This is a genomic window from Sphaerospermopsis sp. FACHB-1194 (assembly GCF_014696235.1).
GTDB lineage: Bacteria > Cyanobacteriota > Cyanobacteriia > Cyanobacteriales > Nostocaceae > Sphaerospermopsis > Sphaerospermopsis kisseleviana.
This window is the reverse complement of record NZ_JACJPU010000003.1, coordinates 17,992-34,810: the sequence shown is the minus strand read 5'-3', so window position 1 is coordinate 34,810 and position 16,819 is coordinate 17,992. Positions and strand designations below refer to the sequence as shown.

The window sequence follows — 16,819 nt, the reverse complement described above, 5'->3', positions numbered from 1 at the left end:
ATATAAAATTGCCGCAATTATCAAAAAACACTCCTAAACCATTAGCAATCACTATGACTGAAAACAATCGTCATCAATCTAAGTTATGTAGACTCATTCAAACCCTCACCTATTTTGAGGTATTCCCTGCACTGAACTGGGTACAAAATATATTTGCAAAAAATCGTTCTCAACCAATTCAAAATCAACCAAAAAGGGGTAATCTTATGGGTATAATTTTAGTAGCTGGTGCAACTGGTGGAGTTGGTAAACGAGTCGTACAAAGATTATTAGCGCAAGGTGAAAAAGTGCGTTGTTTAGTCAGAGATATTGATAAAGCGCGGTCAATTCTTGGTAATGAAGTTGACTTAGTGGTGGGAGATATTACCAAACCGGAAACTTTGAATGATTTGGTAATGAGTAATATTCAAGGTGTGGTTTGTTGTACAGCAGTGCGAGTTCAACCAGTAGAAGGAGACACACCTGATAGAGCAAAATATAACCAAGGTGTGAAATTTTATCAACCAGAAATAGTAGGAGACACACCAGAAAATGTAGAATATAGAGGAGTAAAAAATTTAGTAGAAGCTGCTAGAAGATATTTACCAAACACGGGAGAAAAAACTATCTTTGATTTTACCCAATCATCAGAGGAATTAACAGCACAATTAAAAAATATTTGGGGTGCTTTAGATGATGTTGTCATGGGTGGTGTCAGTTCTAGCAATTTTAGCATTTTAGAAAAAACCGCTTTATTTGCTGGTAATGTTTCTACTGCAAACTCAGGAGGTTTTGCATCTGTAAGAACCAAAAATTTTGCACCTGCAATTAATTTATCAGGTTTTACCGGGGTGAGATTGAGAGTTAAAGGTGATGGACAACGGTATAAAATATTTTTGAGAACTGAAAATACTTGGGATGGAGTGGGTTACAGTTATTCCTTTGATACTGTAGCTAATACATGGATAGATGTTAATATCCCTTTTGTGAATTTAACACCTGTTTTTAGAGCAAAAACTGTTAAAGATTGTCCTAAAATTGATCAAAGTAAAATTTGTTCTTTTCAATTAATGTTGAGCAAATTTGAATATGACGGTGCGTTAAATCCTCAATTTAGTCCTGGTGGTTTTAAATTAGAATTAGAATCAATTAAAGCTTATGGTGGTGCAGGTTTATCACAATTTGTTTTAGTTAGTTCTGCGGGTGTAACTCGTCCGGGAAGACCAGGAATTAATTTAGAGGAAGAACCCCCAGCAGTGAGATTAAATGACCAATTAGGAGGGATTTTAACCTGGAAGTTAAAAGGAGAAGATAGTTTAAGAGAAAGCGGAATACCTTATACAATTATTCGACCTTGTGCCTTAACAGAAGAAGCAGGAGGAAAGGAATTAATATTTGAACAAGGTGATAATATTCGTGGTAAAATTAGTCGTAATGATGTAGCGGAAATTTGTGTTCAATCTTTAAAACAACCAAAAGCGAAGAATATTACCTTTGAAGTCAAAGAGGGAGAAAATAATGTTAACTCTATCAACTGGGAACAATTATTTTCTCAATTGCAGCGTGATGCAGTTAAGATAATCTAACTCTAGATTTATCTGCGTTATTCATTCCCGTCCCTGAAAAATATCATAGATACCCAAATTTTAAACCCACATTTTAAAACCAAATTTTCAAATAAATTGGGTATCTGTGTATTTCACATTCAAAATTAATGTTAATGAAATATTAGAAATGTCCAAAAAATTGTTTTTTACAGCAATATCTGGAATTTTAGCCATTATTCTGTGGAGTAGTATTTTTTCTCATCCTGCAACATCACAACAAGTAGATTTTCGAGTTTATAACCTAGAATCTAACTTGAGACGTTTAGAATTGCGGTTGAACCAAATAGAATTATCATTGCCTCAAAATCCTCAAATTCCATCTTCGAGAATTTCTCAAAATCCAGTCAAACCGCAAATTGATCAACGGAATTTATCACAATCTGAAAGGGATAAAATGTTTGAGAGATTATCAACTTTAGTAGTGGAATTAAAGCAACAGGTTAATGATTTAGAGAAGCGGGTTATAACATTGGAGTCTGGGAAGTAGTGAAAATGTCTGAATCCTCAAATCATCAAAATCCCGATACTAACAAAAATCCTGTAAATCCTAAAATCCTGGATATCCTGATTCAGACAAAATATATTGACAAACACAACCATAATTAATTATCATTTGAATTGATATAACAACAAATATTTGACTCTCCTATCCGTTTTTAGTCCTAATTAAAACCATGCCTTACAGTGATTTTACACTTAAAAAAGTCCGCCAAGATTTAGCAATTACCATCCATGAAAGTGGAAGATTTTTCCCAGATGTTCCTCTTGTTAAACCTGATGATTTATTACGTCAAGAACTAGAAGAAGGTTTACCTTTGGTACTCGCAAGAGGTAGCGAAAAAGCCCGTTCTGAATGGATTATTAGCCCTGTATTAACAGCAGTGAGAAGATTATTAAATCGTCAAGTAAGCCTTTTTTCTGGAGAAGATTTTACTGTAGATCCCAACATGGGACTTAATGGTATTTGTGATTTTCTGATTAGTCAATCACCCACCCAATTAGAAATTCAAGCTCCAGTTATTATCATTATAGAAGCAAAAAAAGAAAATTTGAATGGTGGTTTAGGTCAGTGTATTGCAGAAATGGTAGCTGCTCAAAAATTTAATGCTGCTAATAGTATAAATATTTCTACTATTTTTGGTTCTGTCACCAGTGGCACAGCTTGGAAATTTTTGAAATTAGAAGGTAATTCAGTCACTATTGATATTACCGAATATCCCTTACCACCAGTTGAGCCAATTTTAGGATTTTTGCTGTGGATGTTAAGTAGTCATGCAAAATAAATTCTCTATCTCTTGATTTATATATGTTTTACATTTATTCAGCATCCCCCAAGTATTAAATAAGCAAGTGTTAAAAATGCCCAGATTTTTTTTCAAATAGGCAAAATCTGGTCAATAAAAATATATAATTTCTAGAACCCAAGCCGATGATGGGATTTGAACCCACGGCCTGCTGATTACGAATCAGCTGCACTACCACTGTGCTACATCGGCATAAACCATCCAAAATTATAGCATAATTCTTAAAAAAATGGTAGACCCAAATCTCAAAAATCGCTTAAAAGCCGAAATGGCCTCACCCTATCGGGGTTTAAGGCAGTTTATTTATCTTGGCGTTGGTGCTTCTGGTTTTATCGGTGCATTTGTATTTTTCTTTCAACTACTTGCAGGTAAAAATCTTGATACCACCTTACCCAACTTTGCCCTACAAATAGGAATAGTTGCCCTGATGGTATTTCTGTGGAGATGGGAACAGCGACGCTCCAAAGAGTCAGGGGTCAGGAGAAGAAATTAGGAAGAAAAATTTTCGGCGAATATAAAAGGACTTTTTCAGCAACCCCTGTGTAGATGTGATTTCTAATCACCCTAGTTGGACTTTTCAAACATCCTCTGAGATATAGGACTCCTATTTGATTATTGAAAAAAACTCCGTACACCAAAATTCTCTAAAAGCCTTTTGCATCAGTGCCTGGTTGGTGAGCGAAGTCGAACTATTGCCTCTTGCCTGCCTACACAGATAAATTCAGAAATCAAACCGGATGACTATAGATCCCTGACTGCTTGGAAAAGTCAAGGATCTGGGTATTGGGTTTGATTGAATTTGTGAAAGTTACTGTGCTGTCACCAAATAAGCAGAAGAAATTGGCTGCGCCCTACCAATAGCCACAAGTGCCTGATATACAAAAGCAGCTATTTCCGCCCTAGTTGCCTGACGATTAGGATCAAGTTTTTGCACTGTCGGATAATTCACCACCAATTGTCTCACAGTAGCAGCGGCCACAGGTCCAATGGCATAATTAGGAATTTGAGCAGCATCCGTGTAAACGCTGACAATATTGTTATTGTTAGCAGTGAAATTCAACCCGTTGGCTAAAGCCACTAAAGCCTGAACTCTAGGAATTTGTTGCTGTGGTTTAAAAGTACCATCAGGATAACCAGCCACAAATGCACTCTTGTAAGCTTCTTGAATTGCATTATAAGCCCAAAAATTGCTTTGCACATCCTTAAACTGAACAGCTTGACGTTTAACAGCAGGTGTCAAAGCTTTAGTGATAATAGTCGCAAATTGGGCGCGAGTGACAGGTTCATTAGGTCTAAAAGTGCCATCGGGAAAACCTGCAATAATATTTTGGGCAGCTAAAGCTTCAATATAAGATTTTGCCCAATAACCTGTGGGAACATCTTTAAATGCTGTAGCACCTGTACTACCACCATTATCAGCAGGAGGAGTAACAGTTGCAGCTACAAAATCTACAGCGCCCACAATTCGCTTTTGATCAATATCATTGCCAACAGCAAGAATGCGGTTAGTTCTAGTGGCATTATTCAAATCGTGACGAGCGTTATTACGAATCAGATTACTCCCAGGACTGTCATTAGTACCAAGGTTGGGAAGAGCATTGATAGTGGCAACAATACCATCCCGCTTATTATTCTGAATCACATTCTTACGTAGTATGGGTTTGGCAGATTCAGAGATAAACAGACCATCTTGGTTTTGAATAATTTGGTTGCCTTCTACCAAAGGTGTAGAATTTCCACCAATAGCCAAACCAAAACCAGTATCTTCAAAGGTGTTATTTCTAATTTCACCTTGAGCAGAACGGGCTAAAGAAACCCCATTACCTCCATTTTTGAAAAAGATGTTATTTTCAATTTTGGGATTTCCTGTACCTGTAACAAAAACCCCTTCTCTGACACTGTTGGTAAAAGTATTGTTTTTAATAGTGGGATTGCTTGATTCTACCCAAACAGCAGTACCTCGTTGATTGGCATTAGTCACAGTTAAGCCAGCAATGGTGGTATTATTTTCTGCGAGGATTGTTATATCCTGTCTAGCAAAAGTACGACTGGTGTAAAACCCACCACCTGTAATTATTGTTCCTTGACCTTTGGCAGATTCATTACCCAGAAGCATTACTCCTGGTTTAAGTAATAAAGGGAAAGTTTCTCCTGTGTCTCTGGTATAGTTACCAGGAGCAAGTTGAATCACTGTGTTTGCTTGCGCCTGGGAAAGAGCAAAGGTAATAGTTTTGTAAGGTGTTGCTGCACTCACACCAGCACCGGCACGATCTTGACCAGTTACCGGATTAACATAAATGACTGTAGCACTGGCTGGAATTTGGGCAATCAAAGTTTGAGTAGAACCAGCGTTTACCTGACTGGGTAGCAATGTTGAACTACCAGCAATAACTAACAAAGCAGTCAAACTGCTGCCTAAAGATAAACGAGAAATGTGAAAACCCTTAGATTTCATATTTTTGATATACTTGCTTACGGTACTTTTAAGACAGTCTAAGGTAACAGCGTCGCACTGTAAAACCTATGCAAAAATATACTGGATGATCAACAGTGATTCTGGGTAAAGTTGGAAATCGGATACGATCTATATTGGGTATTGAACAAATTATTTTTTCTTAGGATAGGTCGAATTACGTTGCTTAGGTATTTCTCCTCGCAATTGTAATCTACCATTAGTAATAATTCGTAACATTTCCTGAAGATCCTGTTCGATATTTTCTAGAACATTATCGGCATATTGATCAGCACCATCTTCAATTTCTTGAGCTTGAGCGATCGCATTTTGGCGCATTTCCTCTAACTCTTGCATACAAGCACGTTTTTTGCGTTCAATTTCTGCCAGAGTATCTTGCATCATTGCGTCACACTCTTGCTGCACTTTGCGACGCAGTTGTTCAGTTTCCCTTTCTGCTTGTCTGATAATATCGCTATCAGACAAAATTTGCGCTCTTTTAGCCTGTGCTGCTTCTACCACCTGCTGTCCGTACTCCTCCGCTTCCAGCATGATTTCCTCCTTGTTTTGAAGGAGTTCTGCTGCTGCCTGAAACACCGACGGTAAAGAAACACGCACAAAATCAAGCTGTTCTAGAACCTTATCTTCATCTATCAGCGTGCGTCCAGTCAAAGGAATTTGCAAACCAGCAAGAATCATATCCTCTAAACGGTTAAGTTCTTGGAGAATATCTACACCTCCTTGTCCGTTGGGGTTTTCTTGAGGTGGGACATTTTTTCCGTTGTGGTTGGGTTCAGGTTTGGAGAGTTTTGGTTGTAGCATTGGTATATATCCAGGGCAATGTGTGGGGGAACAAGATGATCGACAGAGCCACCAAACTTTGCAATCTCTTTTACCACACTACTACTTAAAAAACTATACTCGTTTGAGGTGGCCAGAAAAACTGTTTCCATCTGAGTGGAAAGTGTTTTATTAGTGTGAGCCATTTGTAGCTCAATCTCAAAATCGGAAACTGCTCGTAAACCACGTAACAAAACTTGTGCTTGTCGCATTTGGGCATAGTTAACGGTAAGTCCATCAAAACTGTCTACCTCCACATTCGGTAAATGTTTTGTAGCCAGACGAATTTGTTCTATCCGTTGTTGCACCGGAAAAAGTGGTATTTTGTTAGGATTTCGCAATACAGCCACTATTACCTCGTCAAACAGCCGACTACCGCGCTGAATGATATCAAGGTGTCCCAATGTAATAGGGTCAAAGCTCCCCGGATAAATAGCAATCATTTATGTAAATTAAACAGCTTTAGGTAATTATAGCGACATACAGGGAATAGGGAATAGGGAATAGGGAATAGCTGATTAAAAAACATAAAAGTGATTACCCAGTCACCAGTCACCAGTCCCCAGTCACCAGTCCCCAGTCCCCAGTCACCAGTCCCCAGTCCCCAGTCCCCAGTCACCAGTCCCCAGTCCCCAGTCACCAGTCACCAGTCCCCAGTCCCCAGTCCCCAGTCACCAGTCACCAGTCCCCAGTCCCCAGTCACCAGTCACCAGTCACCAGTCACCAGTCCCCAGTCCCCAGTCACCAGTCCCCAGTCCAGCTTATGATGTTGAGGTCGAGAAAATAGCAGTAGTCAATCAACTTTTTTAGGTAATTTTGCATGGCACTGGATTTTTCTGCTTTGCTCTTGGGATTTCAATTTACTTCTCCAGGACCAATTATATTTGAACTTGGTCCAGTGATTATTCGCTGGTATGGCTTGTTGATTGCCTCAGCCGTGTTAATTGGCGTTAGTCTTTCGCAATATCTGGCAAAGCGTCGTCATGTTAATCCTGAGTTAATTAGTGATTTGTCGATTTGGCTGGTAATTGGGGCTATTCCCGCAGCTAGGCTATATTATGTTTTATTTCAATGGTCAGAATATTCCCAGCATCCAGAGAGGATTATAGCCATTTGGCAGGGAGGTATTGCCATTCATGGAGCAATTATTGGTGGTGTCATAGCGGCATTAATCTTTGCCAAAGTCAAAAAGATATCTTTTTGGCAATTAGCAGATTTAGTAGCGCCTTCGCTGATTTTAGGGCAAGCGATTGGACGTTGGGGTAATTTCTTCAATTCTGAAGCTTTTGGCAGACCAACGGATTTACCCTGGAAGCTGTATATTCCCTTGGATCGTCGTCCCCCCAACTTGGCTAATTTTGAATATTTCCATCCCACTTTTCTCTATGAATCTCTGTGGAATTTATTGGGTTTTGCCCTGCTGCTAACTTTATTTTTTCGCGCTTTATCTGGCAAACCACGCCTAAAGGTAGGGACATTATTTCTCGTTTACTGGGTAGCTTACAGCTTAGGACGATTTTGGATTGAAGGCTTACGCACAGATAGCTTGATGCTAGGTCTACTCAGGATTGCACAAATAGTTAGTTTAACGGGAATTTCTTTAGGTTTAGCTGGTTTAGCTTGGCTTTATTTATTCAAACGCCCTTTACCTGATGTTGTTTCTTCCTCTAAAGGTGATGGGGTGACTGGTGATTGGTGATTAGTGACTGGGGAAATGAAGAGGACAAGGAGCTTTCTAGCAGGGAGCAAGGGGGAAAATACCTCTCCCCTGCACCCCGCCCCCGCCCCCTCACAGGGGTAGGTTTTTTACATTGTCGTGAGGGCAAGACTTGGATGACTTGGAAGGACAGTGGACAAGGGAGGAAAACCGTACAAAATCAGATGCTCTTGGTAACCAAAAAAGTCCGTTAAAATACTGTTGTGCGTATCAAATCTTCCTTGTCTACCTTCCCTCCTTGTCTTCCTGGTCCTGCCCAAAAATAAAAAATGCCCCAGAGTTTTCTCTAGGGCTTAACCAGGGTGCATCTACCATATCTCTCTACTAGGCTAGGAGCGTTGATCCGGAAGGGTAGTCAAGAAATGCCAAAAAAATTTTTTTGGGAATAGTTGTGTAGGTTTTTATGAGTGAATGTACGAATGATATGAGTGATGCAAGTTTGATTCCTCCCTTAGAATCAGCAGTGTATATTGTGGGAGCAGGACCAGGAGATCCAGATTTATTAACGGTTAAGGCGCAAAAACTCCTCTCTAGGGCTGATGTAATTTTATTTGCTGATTCTTTAATTCCAGAACAGATTTTAGATATTTGTCGGCAAGATGCCGAGATTATTAAAACGGCGAATAAGACTTTAGAAGAGATTTTACCGATCATGGTGAAAGCGGTGCGATCGCATAAGTCTGTGGTGCGTCTTCATTCTGGTGATCCTAGTCTCTACAGTGCTATCCATGAGCAAATGCAGCTTTTGACGGAGGCGAATATTCCTTTTGAAGTTATCCCTGGTATTAGTGCTTTTCAAGCTGCGGCCGCTAAACTCAAGATAGAGTTAACAGTGCCTAATTTGGTACAAAGTATTATCCTCACCCGCATCAGTGGACGCACAGAAGTACCAGCCAGAGAGGAATTGGCTAGTTTGGCTGCACATCAAGCTAGTTTGTGTTTATACCTGAGTGCGCGTCATGTTGCCAATGCCCAAGCTCAACTCTTGGAACATTACCCACCACAAACCCAAGTCGCTATTTGCTTTCGTATCGGGTGGCCTGATGAAAAAATCCGGGTTGTTCCTCTTGACAAAATGGCAGAATGTACTCAACAAGAACAATTACTGCGAACTACACTTTATATCATTAGTCCTGCCCTCTTACCAGTAACAAGTCGTTCTCGTTTATACCATCCACAACATAATCATTTGTTTCGTTCATCTCATCACTGAATGCAGAAAACAAAGTAAAATTAGGAGAATCATTGCTACCTTCTCAGGATGGCAATTCTCAAATTTTAATGAAGATTTGAAAATTCATTAAGATTATTCCGGCAATTATTTGGTTTTTTTGTAATTTTAAATTTTGAATTGTTGATTATGCCATTAATCAAAGTCCAAACTTCTGTATCTGCTCCAGAAAAAGCTAAAATTGAGTCCATGCTCAAAGGTTTATCAGCGAAGTTAGCTAAACATACAGGTAAACCTGAATCTTATGTCATGACAGCTTTTGAACCTGAAGTACCCATGACTTTTGCGGGAACTACAGAGCCAGTTTGCTATATTGAAATTAAAAGTGTTGGCACAATGAAACCTGAACAAACTTTAGCTATGAGTCAGGAATTTTGCCAGGAAATTAACTTTTGCTTGGGTGTTCCTACAAATAGAATTTATATAGAATTTGCTGACGCTAAGGGTTTTATGTGGGGTTGGAATAGTACAACCTTTGGTTAATGTTTTTTAAGCATTCAGCTATCAGCTATCAGCTATCAGCTAATAAATTTCAGATTAAATAGACATCTGGGGACAAATAATCTAGAGATGTTCCATGAAGCGTCTCTACAAAAGTTGTCTAAAGCATTTAGTTGATGTCTAAATAAATAAACCTAACTATTCCCTATTTATCAAATAATGAGTTATGAGCAAGAGTAATATCTCTGCTATCACTATTCCTGGTTATCGCATCACAGAAGTCATTCATGTTAGCACTAGAACGACTGTATATCGTGGTGAGCAAGAAAAGACTCAAACTCCAGTCATCATCAAAACTTTAAACGCACAATATCCCCAATTGCACGAATTGATATCCTTAAAAAATCAGTTCACAATTACCCAAGAAATAGAACATCCGAATATTATCAAATCCTATGTTTTAGAAACTTATGGTAATAGTTATGCTCTGATTTTAGAAGATATTGACGGCATATCTCTTCATCAATATGCTAAGTGGCAACCATTAACATTAGATTGGTTTTTCCATATTTCTATTTCCATTGTTGAGGCGTTAGAATATCTATATCAAAATAAAATTATTCATAAAGATATCAAGCCCAAAAATATTATTATTAATCCACAAACAAAGAAAATTAAACTCATAGATTTTAGTATTTCTTGTCTTTTACCTAAAGAAGTTGCTGAAATTAAAAACCTAAATGTATTAGAAGGAACGCTTCCCTATATGTCACCAGAACAAACGGGAAGAATGAATCGCGGGATAGACTACCGGACGGATTTTTATTCTTTGGGTGTGACATTGTATGAATTACTCACAGGACAATTACCTTTTATGAGTAATAATCCTTTAGAGTTGGTGCATTGTCATCTGGCGAAAACTCCTGAACATCCCAGGGAAATTAATCCCCAAATTCCTGAGATTGTAGCAGATATCATTCTGAAATTAATGGCAAAAACACCAGAGGAAAGATATCAAACAGCCAGGGGAATTAGATATGATTTAGAAATCTGTCAACAAATGTTATTAAATCAAGGTGCAATTTCTAATTTTGATTTAGGACAAAGAGATATAGCCGACAGATTTATAATTTCTGATAAAATTTATGGTAGAGAAAATGAGATTATTACTTTATTGGATGCTTTTGAAAGAGTCAGTAATGGCAATAAAGAATTAATCTTAGTAGCTGGTTTTTCTGGTATTGGTAAAACTGCGGTTATTAATGAAATTCATAAACCTATTATCCGTCAAAAAGGTTATTTTATTTCTGGGAAATATGATCAATTTCAACGCAATATTCCTTTGTCGGCTTTAGTAAAAGCATTGCAGAGTTTATTACAGCAACTTTTAACCGAAAGTACCGACAAGTTACAAGAATGGAAAAATCATATTCTATCCGTACTGGGAGAACAAGGACAAGTTATCATTGATGTCATTCCCGAACTAGAAAATATGATTGGTAAGCAACCTGATGTCCCAGAACTTACAGGTAGTGCTGCTCAAAATCGCTTTAATTTTCTCTTTGGTAAATTTATTCAAATATTTGCCACAAAAGAACATCCATTAGTAATTTTTTTAGATGATTTACAATGGGCTGATGCAGCTTCTTTGAAGTTAATAGAATTATTAATTAGTGAAACAGATACTCAATATTTATTGTTAATTGGTGCATATCGAGATAATGAAGTCTATACTGGACATCCTTTAATAATCACCTTAGATAATATTAGCAAAGCAGATGTTATATTTAATCAAATAAACCTACAGCCTTTAGATAAATCACACTTAAATCAACTAATAGTAGATACTTTATATTGTCCAGAATCTGAAACAGAATCTCTCACTGAATTACTGTTAATCAAAACCCAAGGAAACCCATTTTTTACTAATCAATTTATGAAATCCATGTATGAGGATGGGTTGATTAGTTTTAATTTTAATCTTGGTTATTGGCAGTGTGATATTTATGCAGCTAAGGCTTTATATCAAAATGATGATATTGTAGAGTTTTTAGGAACGCAAATCAAAAAATTACCAGTTGATACACAAAACATCTTGAAAATTGCAGCTTGTATAGGTAATCAATTTGATTTATATACTTTATCTATCGTCTGTGAAAAATCACAATTAAAAATAGCTACAAATTTATGGAATGCTTTGAAACAAGGTTTGATTTTACCACAAGATGAAAGTTATAAATTTTATGTAGATAGTGCAGATAGTATAGATGTTATTTCCTTATCTGCTGCGGAATTAAAATTAAATAATTTGGAAAGACTGACAGTTAAATATAAGTTTCTCCATGACAGAGTACAACAAGCTGCTTATTTCTTGATTCCTGATGCGGAGAAACAAGCAACACACCTGAAAATCGGCAAATTAATTTTAAAAAATACTGATTCTGGGGAACTAGAAGAAAGAATATTTGAAATAGTCAACCAGCTTAATATTAGTGTTGAATTAATTACTAATGAATTAGATAAATATGAATTAGCTAAACTCAACTTAATTGCAGGGCAAAAAGCTAAGTTGTCTACAGCTTATGAAGCCGCTGTGATATATTTAAGAATGGGTTTAGAACTGTTAGCAATAGATAGTTGGCAAAATCAGTATGATTTGACTTTAAATCTTTATGTAGAAGCTGTCGAAGCCGAATTTTTAAACATTAATTTTGATCAAGCACAAACCTATATAAAAATAGTCAAAAACCATGCACATAGTTTACTTGATCAAGTGAAAGTATATGAAGCAGAAATGCAAATATATATGGCTCAGGTACAAATCCAATTAGCCATTGAAACAGGTTTAAATATTACCAATTTGTTGGGAGTTAACTTAGAAAAAGAACCACCAGAAAACTTAAATGTTGATGATTTAATCAATTTACCTGTGATGACTGCACCGGATAAAATTGCAGCGATGCGGATTTTAGCTAACATGACTGCTGCTAGTTATTTTGTTGATCCGGCATTATTTCCAGCAATTATTTTTACAATGATACATTTATCGGTTAAATATGGTAATTGTTCAAGTTCTGCTCATGGGTATGTGAATTATGGTGTAATATTATGTGGATTTTTCTTAGATATTGATACTGGATACCGCTATGGTAAATTGGCTTTGAATTTATTGGATAAATTGGATGCCAAAGAAATCAAATGTAGAGTTTTGGTAATGTGGAATGCTAATATTAATTTTTGGAAAAATCATGTTGATAAAACAATAGATAGTTTACTGGAATCTATAAATTGTGGTATAGAAGTGGGAGATTTAGAATATGCTGGTTATGCTTCCGCTATGTACAATATAAATATGATATTAAATGGAGAAAATTTAGCATCTATATTTCAGCATCTCGAAACATATATACATTTAATGTGTAATTTCAAGCAAGAGGGAACTGTTCCTGTTCACCAAGTCTGGAAACAGTTTGTGTTGAATTTTTTAGATAGCAATAATATTAAGAAATCGGATTTTAGTGGTAATTCATTTAATGAATCTGTATTATTACCACTTTTATTAGAGACCAACAGCTCTACAACATTGTTTTCTTTGTATTTAGCAAAAAGTATATTTTTTTATTTTTTTAGAAATACTGAAAAATCCCTTGAAAGTGCGTTTAAAGGACAGGAATATTTAAAGTATGTTGTTGGACAAATTACTGTAAGTTACCATAATTTATACTACTCTTTATCTCTTTTGGCTGAATATCCAAATCAATCTATAAGCGAACAAAAGACAAGTTTAAAAACTGTTTTAGCCAATCAAAAACAAATGCAATTTTGGGCTAATCATGCACCGCAAAACTATCAGCATAAGTATGATTTAGTGGCAGCAGAAATAGAAAGAGTTTTGGGTAATAATTGGCAAGCGATGGAACTTTATGATCAAGCAATTGCTGGAGCAAAGGAAAATAAATATATCCAAGAAGAAGCAATTGCGAATGAATTAGCTGCTCAATTTTATCTGGAATCTGGTAAAATAAAAATTGCTCAAACTTACTTAATAGATGCTTATTATTGTTATGTTAATTGGGGTGCTAAAGCTAAAGTAGAAGATTTAGAAATAACCTATCCTCAGCTACTTATTCCTATTCTCAAGCAAAAAGCAATAGACAGTGAAGAACCTAATTTGATTAGTAAGCTTATATCTGATTCTAGCAATAGCAGTGTATCAGCAATTTTAGATTTAGAAACAGTTACTAAAGCATCTCTAGCCATTTCTTCGGAAATTAAGATAGAAAAATTACTACATACTTTACTGGATGTAATTGTAGAAAATACAGGAGCAAAAAAAGCTGTTTTTATTTTACAGCAAGAAGGCAACTTATTTGTTGTACCACAATATCGAGAAAACCAAAAAGTTGAGTTAAACTTTACACAATTCAGTGAGCATCAAAACTTACCATTAAGCGTTATCAATTATGTTTTGAATACTCAAAAAGACATCTTGATTAATGATGCTACTAATGAAAAAACATTTGCTGTTGATCCTTATATTATTAAATATCAACCTAAATCTATTCTCTGCAATCCTATTTGCAATCAAGGTAAAGTTATCGGCATTATCTATTTAGAAAATGATTTAACAGTAGGTGCATTTACCCCGGAAAGACTGAAAGTATTAAAACTTTTATCTTCCCAAGCAGCTATTTCCTTAGAAAATGCCCAACTCTATGGTAAATTAGAAGAAAAAGTTGCCAATAGAACTCAGGAATTAAATGAAAAAAATCTGCACTTAGAAAAAACACTGCGGGAATTACAATTTACACAACTGCAATTAATTCAAACGGAAAAAATGTCTAGTTTAGGACAATTAGTTGCTGGTATTGCCCATGAAATTAATAATCCTGTAAATTTTATCTATGGTAATATCGATCATGCTCAAAACTATATTGAAGCTTTGATAAATTTGCTCAATCTTTATAAACAAGAGTATCCCCAACCTACATCTTTATTGCAACAAAAGATGGCAGAAATAGATTTAGATTTTTTGATTGTAGACTTACCAAAAATACTCAGTTCAATGTCTGTAGGTGCAGATCGTATCCGCAACATTGTTCTAGGATTACGTAATTTTTCCCGTTTAGATGAATCAGAAATGAAGTTTGTAGATATCCATGAGGGGATTGAAAGTACATTAATGCTGTTGCAACCCCGGTTTAAGGAAAAGTTAGGTTATGCACAAAATATAGTTATTAAAGATTATGGTAAGTTACCTTTAGTTATCTGTTACGCTTCGCAGCTAAATCAGGTGTTTATGAATATTATCAGTAATGCGATTGATGCTTTATATCAACATGAGCAGAGTTTATCAAAAGCGGAAAAAGAATTGTATTTTAGTCAAATTAAAATTAGTACAGCTATCATTAATAATGATTGGGTGAAAATTTCCATTAAAGATAATGCAATGGGAATTAATCCAGAAATTAAACAACGGATATTTGATCCTTTTTTCACAACTAAACCTGTTGGTGAAGGTACAGGTTTAGGTTTATCAATTAGTTATCAAATTATCGTAGACAAACATAGTGGGAGAATAGAGTGCTTGTCTGAACCGGGAATGGGTACAGAATTTATTATTCAAATTCCTATTAATTCGCGTCAGAAAAGCAACACAAGTTGAGAGCATGGGTGTAGGATAGAGATATAGAATCAAATTATGGTTTTTTTATGTCTGCTACACCCCTGGTATCTCTGGTAAATTCCACTAACTCTACAAACTCTACCACTGCAAACTCTGAACTTGTTTCCCCTCTTCTCGGTGCTTCGGTAGCTGAGTTAACCGCTTGGGTTCAAGAACAAGGACAACCTGGATACCGGGGGAAACAACTACATAATTGGATATATGATAAAGGTGTGCGTAATTTAGCAGATGTTTCTGTATTTCCTAAAAGTTGGCGAGAAAAAGTTATAGATATTCCTATAGGTCGTTCATCTCTACATTATCGTTCTGTTGCTGCTGATGATACGGTAAAATATCTGTTGAAATTAGCAGATGGAGAAATTATTGAAACTGTTGGTATTCCCAGTGATAAGCGGTTAACGGTTTGTGTTTCTACTCAAGTTGGTTGTCCAATGGCCTGTGATTTTTGTGCGACGGGGAAAGGAGGTTTTAAACGTAATCTGAGTCGTGCAGAAATTGTGGATCAAGTTTTAACTGTACAGGAAGATTTTCAGCAACGGGTGAGTAATGTGGTGTTTATGGGGATGGGTGAACCGTTGTTGAATACGGAAAATGTAATTTTGGCTTTGAAATCTTTAAATCAAGATGTGGGAATAGGAGCGCGATCGCTCACTGTTTCTACTGTAGGTATTCGCGATCGCATTCGTCAATTAGCCGAACACCATTTTCAAATTACCCTCGCTGTCAGTCTTCATGCACCAAACCAAACATTAAGAGAGCAAATTATTCCCAGTGCTAAACCCTACCCCATCGAAGACTTACTCGCAGAATGTCGAGAATATGTAGAAATAACCGGACGCAGAGTAACTTTTGAATATATCCTTTTAGCGGGAGTAAATGACTTACCAGAACACGCTTTAGAATTATCAAAACGTCTGCGCGGTTTTCAAAGTCATGTGAATTTAATTCCTTACAACCCTATCGAGGAAGTAGATTATAAAAGACCAAACCGCGATAGAATACAAGCTTTTGTTAATGTTCTCCAACAACAAAACATTGCTGTGAGTGTCAGATATTCTCGCGGTTTAGAAGCAGACGCAGCTTGTGGACAACTGAGAAGAAATAAAAGGTAATTGGTAATTCATAATTCATAATTCATAATTCATAATTATAAATTACTACCCAATCACCAATCACCAATCACCAATCACCAATCACTATTTTTTAGCATAAATACCTGGTGCATAAGCCTCAATAACCCTACCAGTGCGAGTGCAGCTAATCATCAGGTAATCACAGGTTGGGCATTGGGTTCTGGTGACTTGACTCTCAGCAATAAAGTGACGTTCAGCTGTACTGCCGCAATTTGGGCAATGAATTTTTTGTAAAACTTGCATTTTAAAACCCCTGGATTAAATAATGTTGGTAAAAATCCGTAACTCTAGCCAGTCAAGATTTATAGCCACAGAGGCGGCTCTTTTTTAACAAATTTAACAATTTAAAAATTTCACGTAAGTAGTCGTGCAAAATAAATTTTATATTTGGGAGAGGGAACAGGGAACTATTAACAGGGAACAGATACA

The 16,819-nt window shown here is 36.4% G+C and carries 14 protein-coding genes and 1 tRNA gene; 10 read left to right on the top strand and 5 right to left on the bottom strand.

What is annotated here, in order from left to right; all coding sequences use genetic code 11:
* Positions 1–53 precede the first annotated feature (53 nt).
* From H6F45_RS02545 to H6F45_RS02535, 3 genes are all read left to right on the top strand, one after another.
* Positions 54–1,565, top strand: a complete 1,512-nt coding sequence (locus H6F45_RS02545; protein WP_190346381.1) for a CIA30 family protein — start codon at positions 54–56, stop codon at positions 1,563–1,565.
* Between the two features lie 148 nt (positions 1,566–1,713).
* A complete protein-coding gene (locus tag H6F45_RS02540; protein WP_190346380.1) occupies positions 1,714–2,073 on the top strand; it encodes a hypothetical protein in 360 nt (119 codons plus the stop codon).
* 187 nt (positions 2,074–2,260) lie between these two features.
* A complete protein-coding gene (locus H6F45_RS02535) occupies positions 2,261–2,869 on the top strand; it encodes a hypothetical protein (protein WP_190346379.1) in 609 nt (202 codons plus the stop codon).
* A 141-nt stretch (positions 2,870–3,010) separates the two neighbouring features.
* Here H6F45_RS02535 and H6F45_RS02530 read toward each other — a convergent pair.
* Positions 3,011–3,082: transfer RNA gene (locus H6F45_RS02530), tRNA-Thr, on the bottom strand.
* 37 nt (positions 3,083–3,119) lie between these two features.
* Between H6F45_RS02530 and H6F45_RS02525 the strand changes: the two genes are divergently transcribed.
* Positions 3,120–3,383, top strand: coding sequence for a DUF3493 domain-containing protein (locus tag H6F45_RS02525; protein WP_137668897.1), 264 nt, complete (start codon positions 3,120–3,122; stop codon positions 3,381–3,383).
* A gap of 315 nt (positions 3,384–3,698) precedes the next feature.
* On the opposite strand, the gene H6F45_RS02520 is transcribed toward H6F45_RS02525, so the two are convergent.
* The 3 genes from H6F45_RS02520 to coaD form a co-directional block, all read right to left on the bottom strand.
* Entirely contained in the window at positions 3,699–5,345 is a 1,647-nt protein-coding gene (locus H6F45_RS02520) for a DUF1565 domain-containing protein (RefSeq protein WP_190346378.1), read from the bottom strand.
* A 150-nt stretch (positions 5,346–5,495) separates the two neighbouring features.
* A complete protein-coding gene (locus tag H6F45_RS02515; protein ID WP_190346377.1) occupies positions 5,496–6,164 on the bottom strand; it encodes a DivIVA domain-containing protein in 669 nt (222 codons plus the stop codon).
* Positions 6,074–6,625, bottom strand: a complete 552-nt coding sequence (gene coaD / locus H6F45_RS02510) for a pantetheine-phosphate adenylyltransferase (protein WP_137668895.1) — start codon at positions 6,623–6,625, stop codon at positions 6,074–6,076. The genes H6F45_RS02515 and coaD overlap by 91 nt, the downstream gene beginning before the upstream one ends.
* A 90-nt stretch (positions 6,626–6,715) precedes the next feature.
* Between coaD and H6F45_RS02505 the strand changes: the two genes are divergently transcribed.
* The 6 genes from H6F45_RS02505 to rlmN all read left to right on the top strand — a co-directional run bounded on the left by H6F45_RS02505 (position 6,716) and on the right by rlmN (position 16,369).
* Positions 6,716–6,949, top strand: a complete 234-nt coding sequence (locus tag H6F45_RS02505; RefSeq protein WP_190346376.1) for a hypothetical protein — start codon at positions 6,716–6,718, stop codon at positions 6,947–6,949.
* A 53-nt stretch (positions 6,950–7,002) separates the two neighbouring features.
* Positions 7,003–7,881: a prolipoprotein diacylglyceryl transferase gene (gene lgt / locus H6F45_RS02500; protein ID WP_137667537.1), complete on the top strand. Its 879-nt coding sequence runs from the start codon at positions 7,003–7,005 to the stop codon at positions 7,879–7,881.
* Between the two features lie 421 nt (positions 7,882–8,302).
* Positions 8,303–9,112: a precorrin-4 C(11)-methyltransferase gene (gene cobM / locus H6F45_RS02495; RefSeq protein ID WP_190346375.1), complete on the top strand. Its 810-nt coding sequence runs from the start codon at positions 8,303–8,305 to the stop codon at positions 9,110–9,112.
* A 147-nt stretch (positions 9,113–9,259) separates the two neighbouring features.
* Positions 9,260–9,613 (top strand): phenylpyruvate tautomerase MIF-related protein, encoded by a 354-nt coding sequence (locus tag H6F45_RS02490; RefSeq protein WP_096565277.1) that lies wholly within the window; start codon positions 9,260–9,262, stop codon positions 9,611–9,613.
* Positions 9,614–9,797: 184 nt separating this feature from the next.
* Positions 9,798–15,236, top strand: a complete 5,439-nt coding sequence (locus H6F45_RS02485) for an ATP-binding sensor histidine kinase (protein WP_190346374.1) — start codon at positions 9,798–9,800, stop codon at positions 15,234–15,236.
* A 47-nt stretch (positions 15,237–15,283) separates the two neighbouring features.
* Positions 15,284–16,369 (top strand): 23S rRNA (adenine(2503)-C(2))-methyltransferase RlmN, encoded by a 1,086-nt coding sequence (gene rlmN, locus H6F45_RS02480; protein ID WP_096565281.1) that lies wholly within the window; start codon positions 15,284–15,286, stop codon positions 16,367–16,369.
* Between the two features lie 84 nt (positions 16,370–16,453).
* Here rlmN and H6F45_RS02475 read toward each other — a convergent pair whose 3' ends face one another.
* Positions 16,454–16,633, bottom strand: coding sequence for a replication restart DNA helicase PriA (locus tag H6F45_RS02475; protein WP_096565283.1), 180 nt, complete (start codon positions 16,631–16,633; stop codon positions 16,454–16,456).
* Between the last annotated feature and the right edge of the window lie 186 nt (positions 16,634–16,819).

Bases quoted from the DNA above. Each gene is read 5' to 3' on its own strand.
- H6F45_RS02545 (WP_190346381.1), top strand. From the start codon at position 54: ATGACTGAAAACAATCGTCATCAATCTAAGTTATGTAGACTCATTCAA.
- H6F45_RS02540 (WP_190346380.1), top strand. From the start codon at position 1,714: ATGTCCAAAAAATTGTTTTTTACAGCAATATCTGGAATTTTAGCCATT.
- H6F45_RS02535 (WP_190346379.1), top strand. From the start codon at position 2,261: ATGCCTTACAGTGATTTTACACTTAAAAAAGTCCGCCAAGATTTAGCA.
- H6F45_RS02525 (WP_137668897.1), top strand. From the start codon at position 3,120: ATGGTAGACCCAAATCTCAAAAATCGCTTAAAAGCCGAAATGGCCTCA.
- H6F45_RS02520 (WP_190346378.1), bottom strand. From the start codon at position 5,345: ATGAAATCTAAGGGTTTTCACATTTCTCGTTTATCTTTAGGCAGCAGT.
- H6F45_RS02515 (WP_190346377.1), bottom strand. From the start codon at position 6,164: ATGCTACAACCAAAACTCTCCAAACCTGAACCCAACCACAACGGAAAA.
- coaD (WP_137668895.1), bottom strand. From the start codon at position 6,625: ATGATTGCTATTTATCCGGGGAGCTTTGACCCTATTACATTGGGACAC.
- lgt (WP_137667537.1), top strand. From the start codon at position 7,003: ATGGCACTGGATTTTTCTGCTTTGCTCTTGGGATTTCAATTTACTTCT.
- cobM (WP_190346375.1), top strand. From the start codon at position 8,303: ATGAGTGAATGTACGAATGATATGAGTGATGCAAGTTTGATTCCTCCC.
- H6F45_RS02490 (WP_096565277.1), top strand. From the start codon at position 9,260: ATGCCATTAATCAAAGTCCAAACTTCTGTATCTGCTCCAGAAAAAGCT.
- H6F45_RS02485 (WP_190346374.1), top strand. From the start codon at position 9,798: ATGAGCAAGAGTAATATCTCTGCTATCACTATTCCTGGTTATCGCATC.
- rlmN (WP_096565281.1), top strand. From the start codon at position 15,284: ATGTCTGCTACACCCCTGGTATCTCTGGTAAATTCCACTAACTCTACA.
- H6F45_RS02475 (WP_096565283.1), bottom strand. From the start codon at position 16,633: ATGCAAGTTTTACAAAAAATTCATTGCCCAAATTGCGGCAGTACAGCT.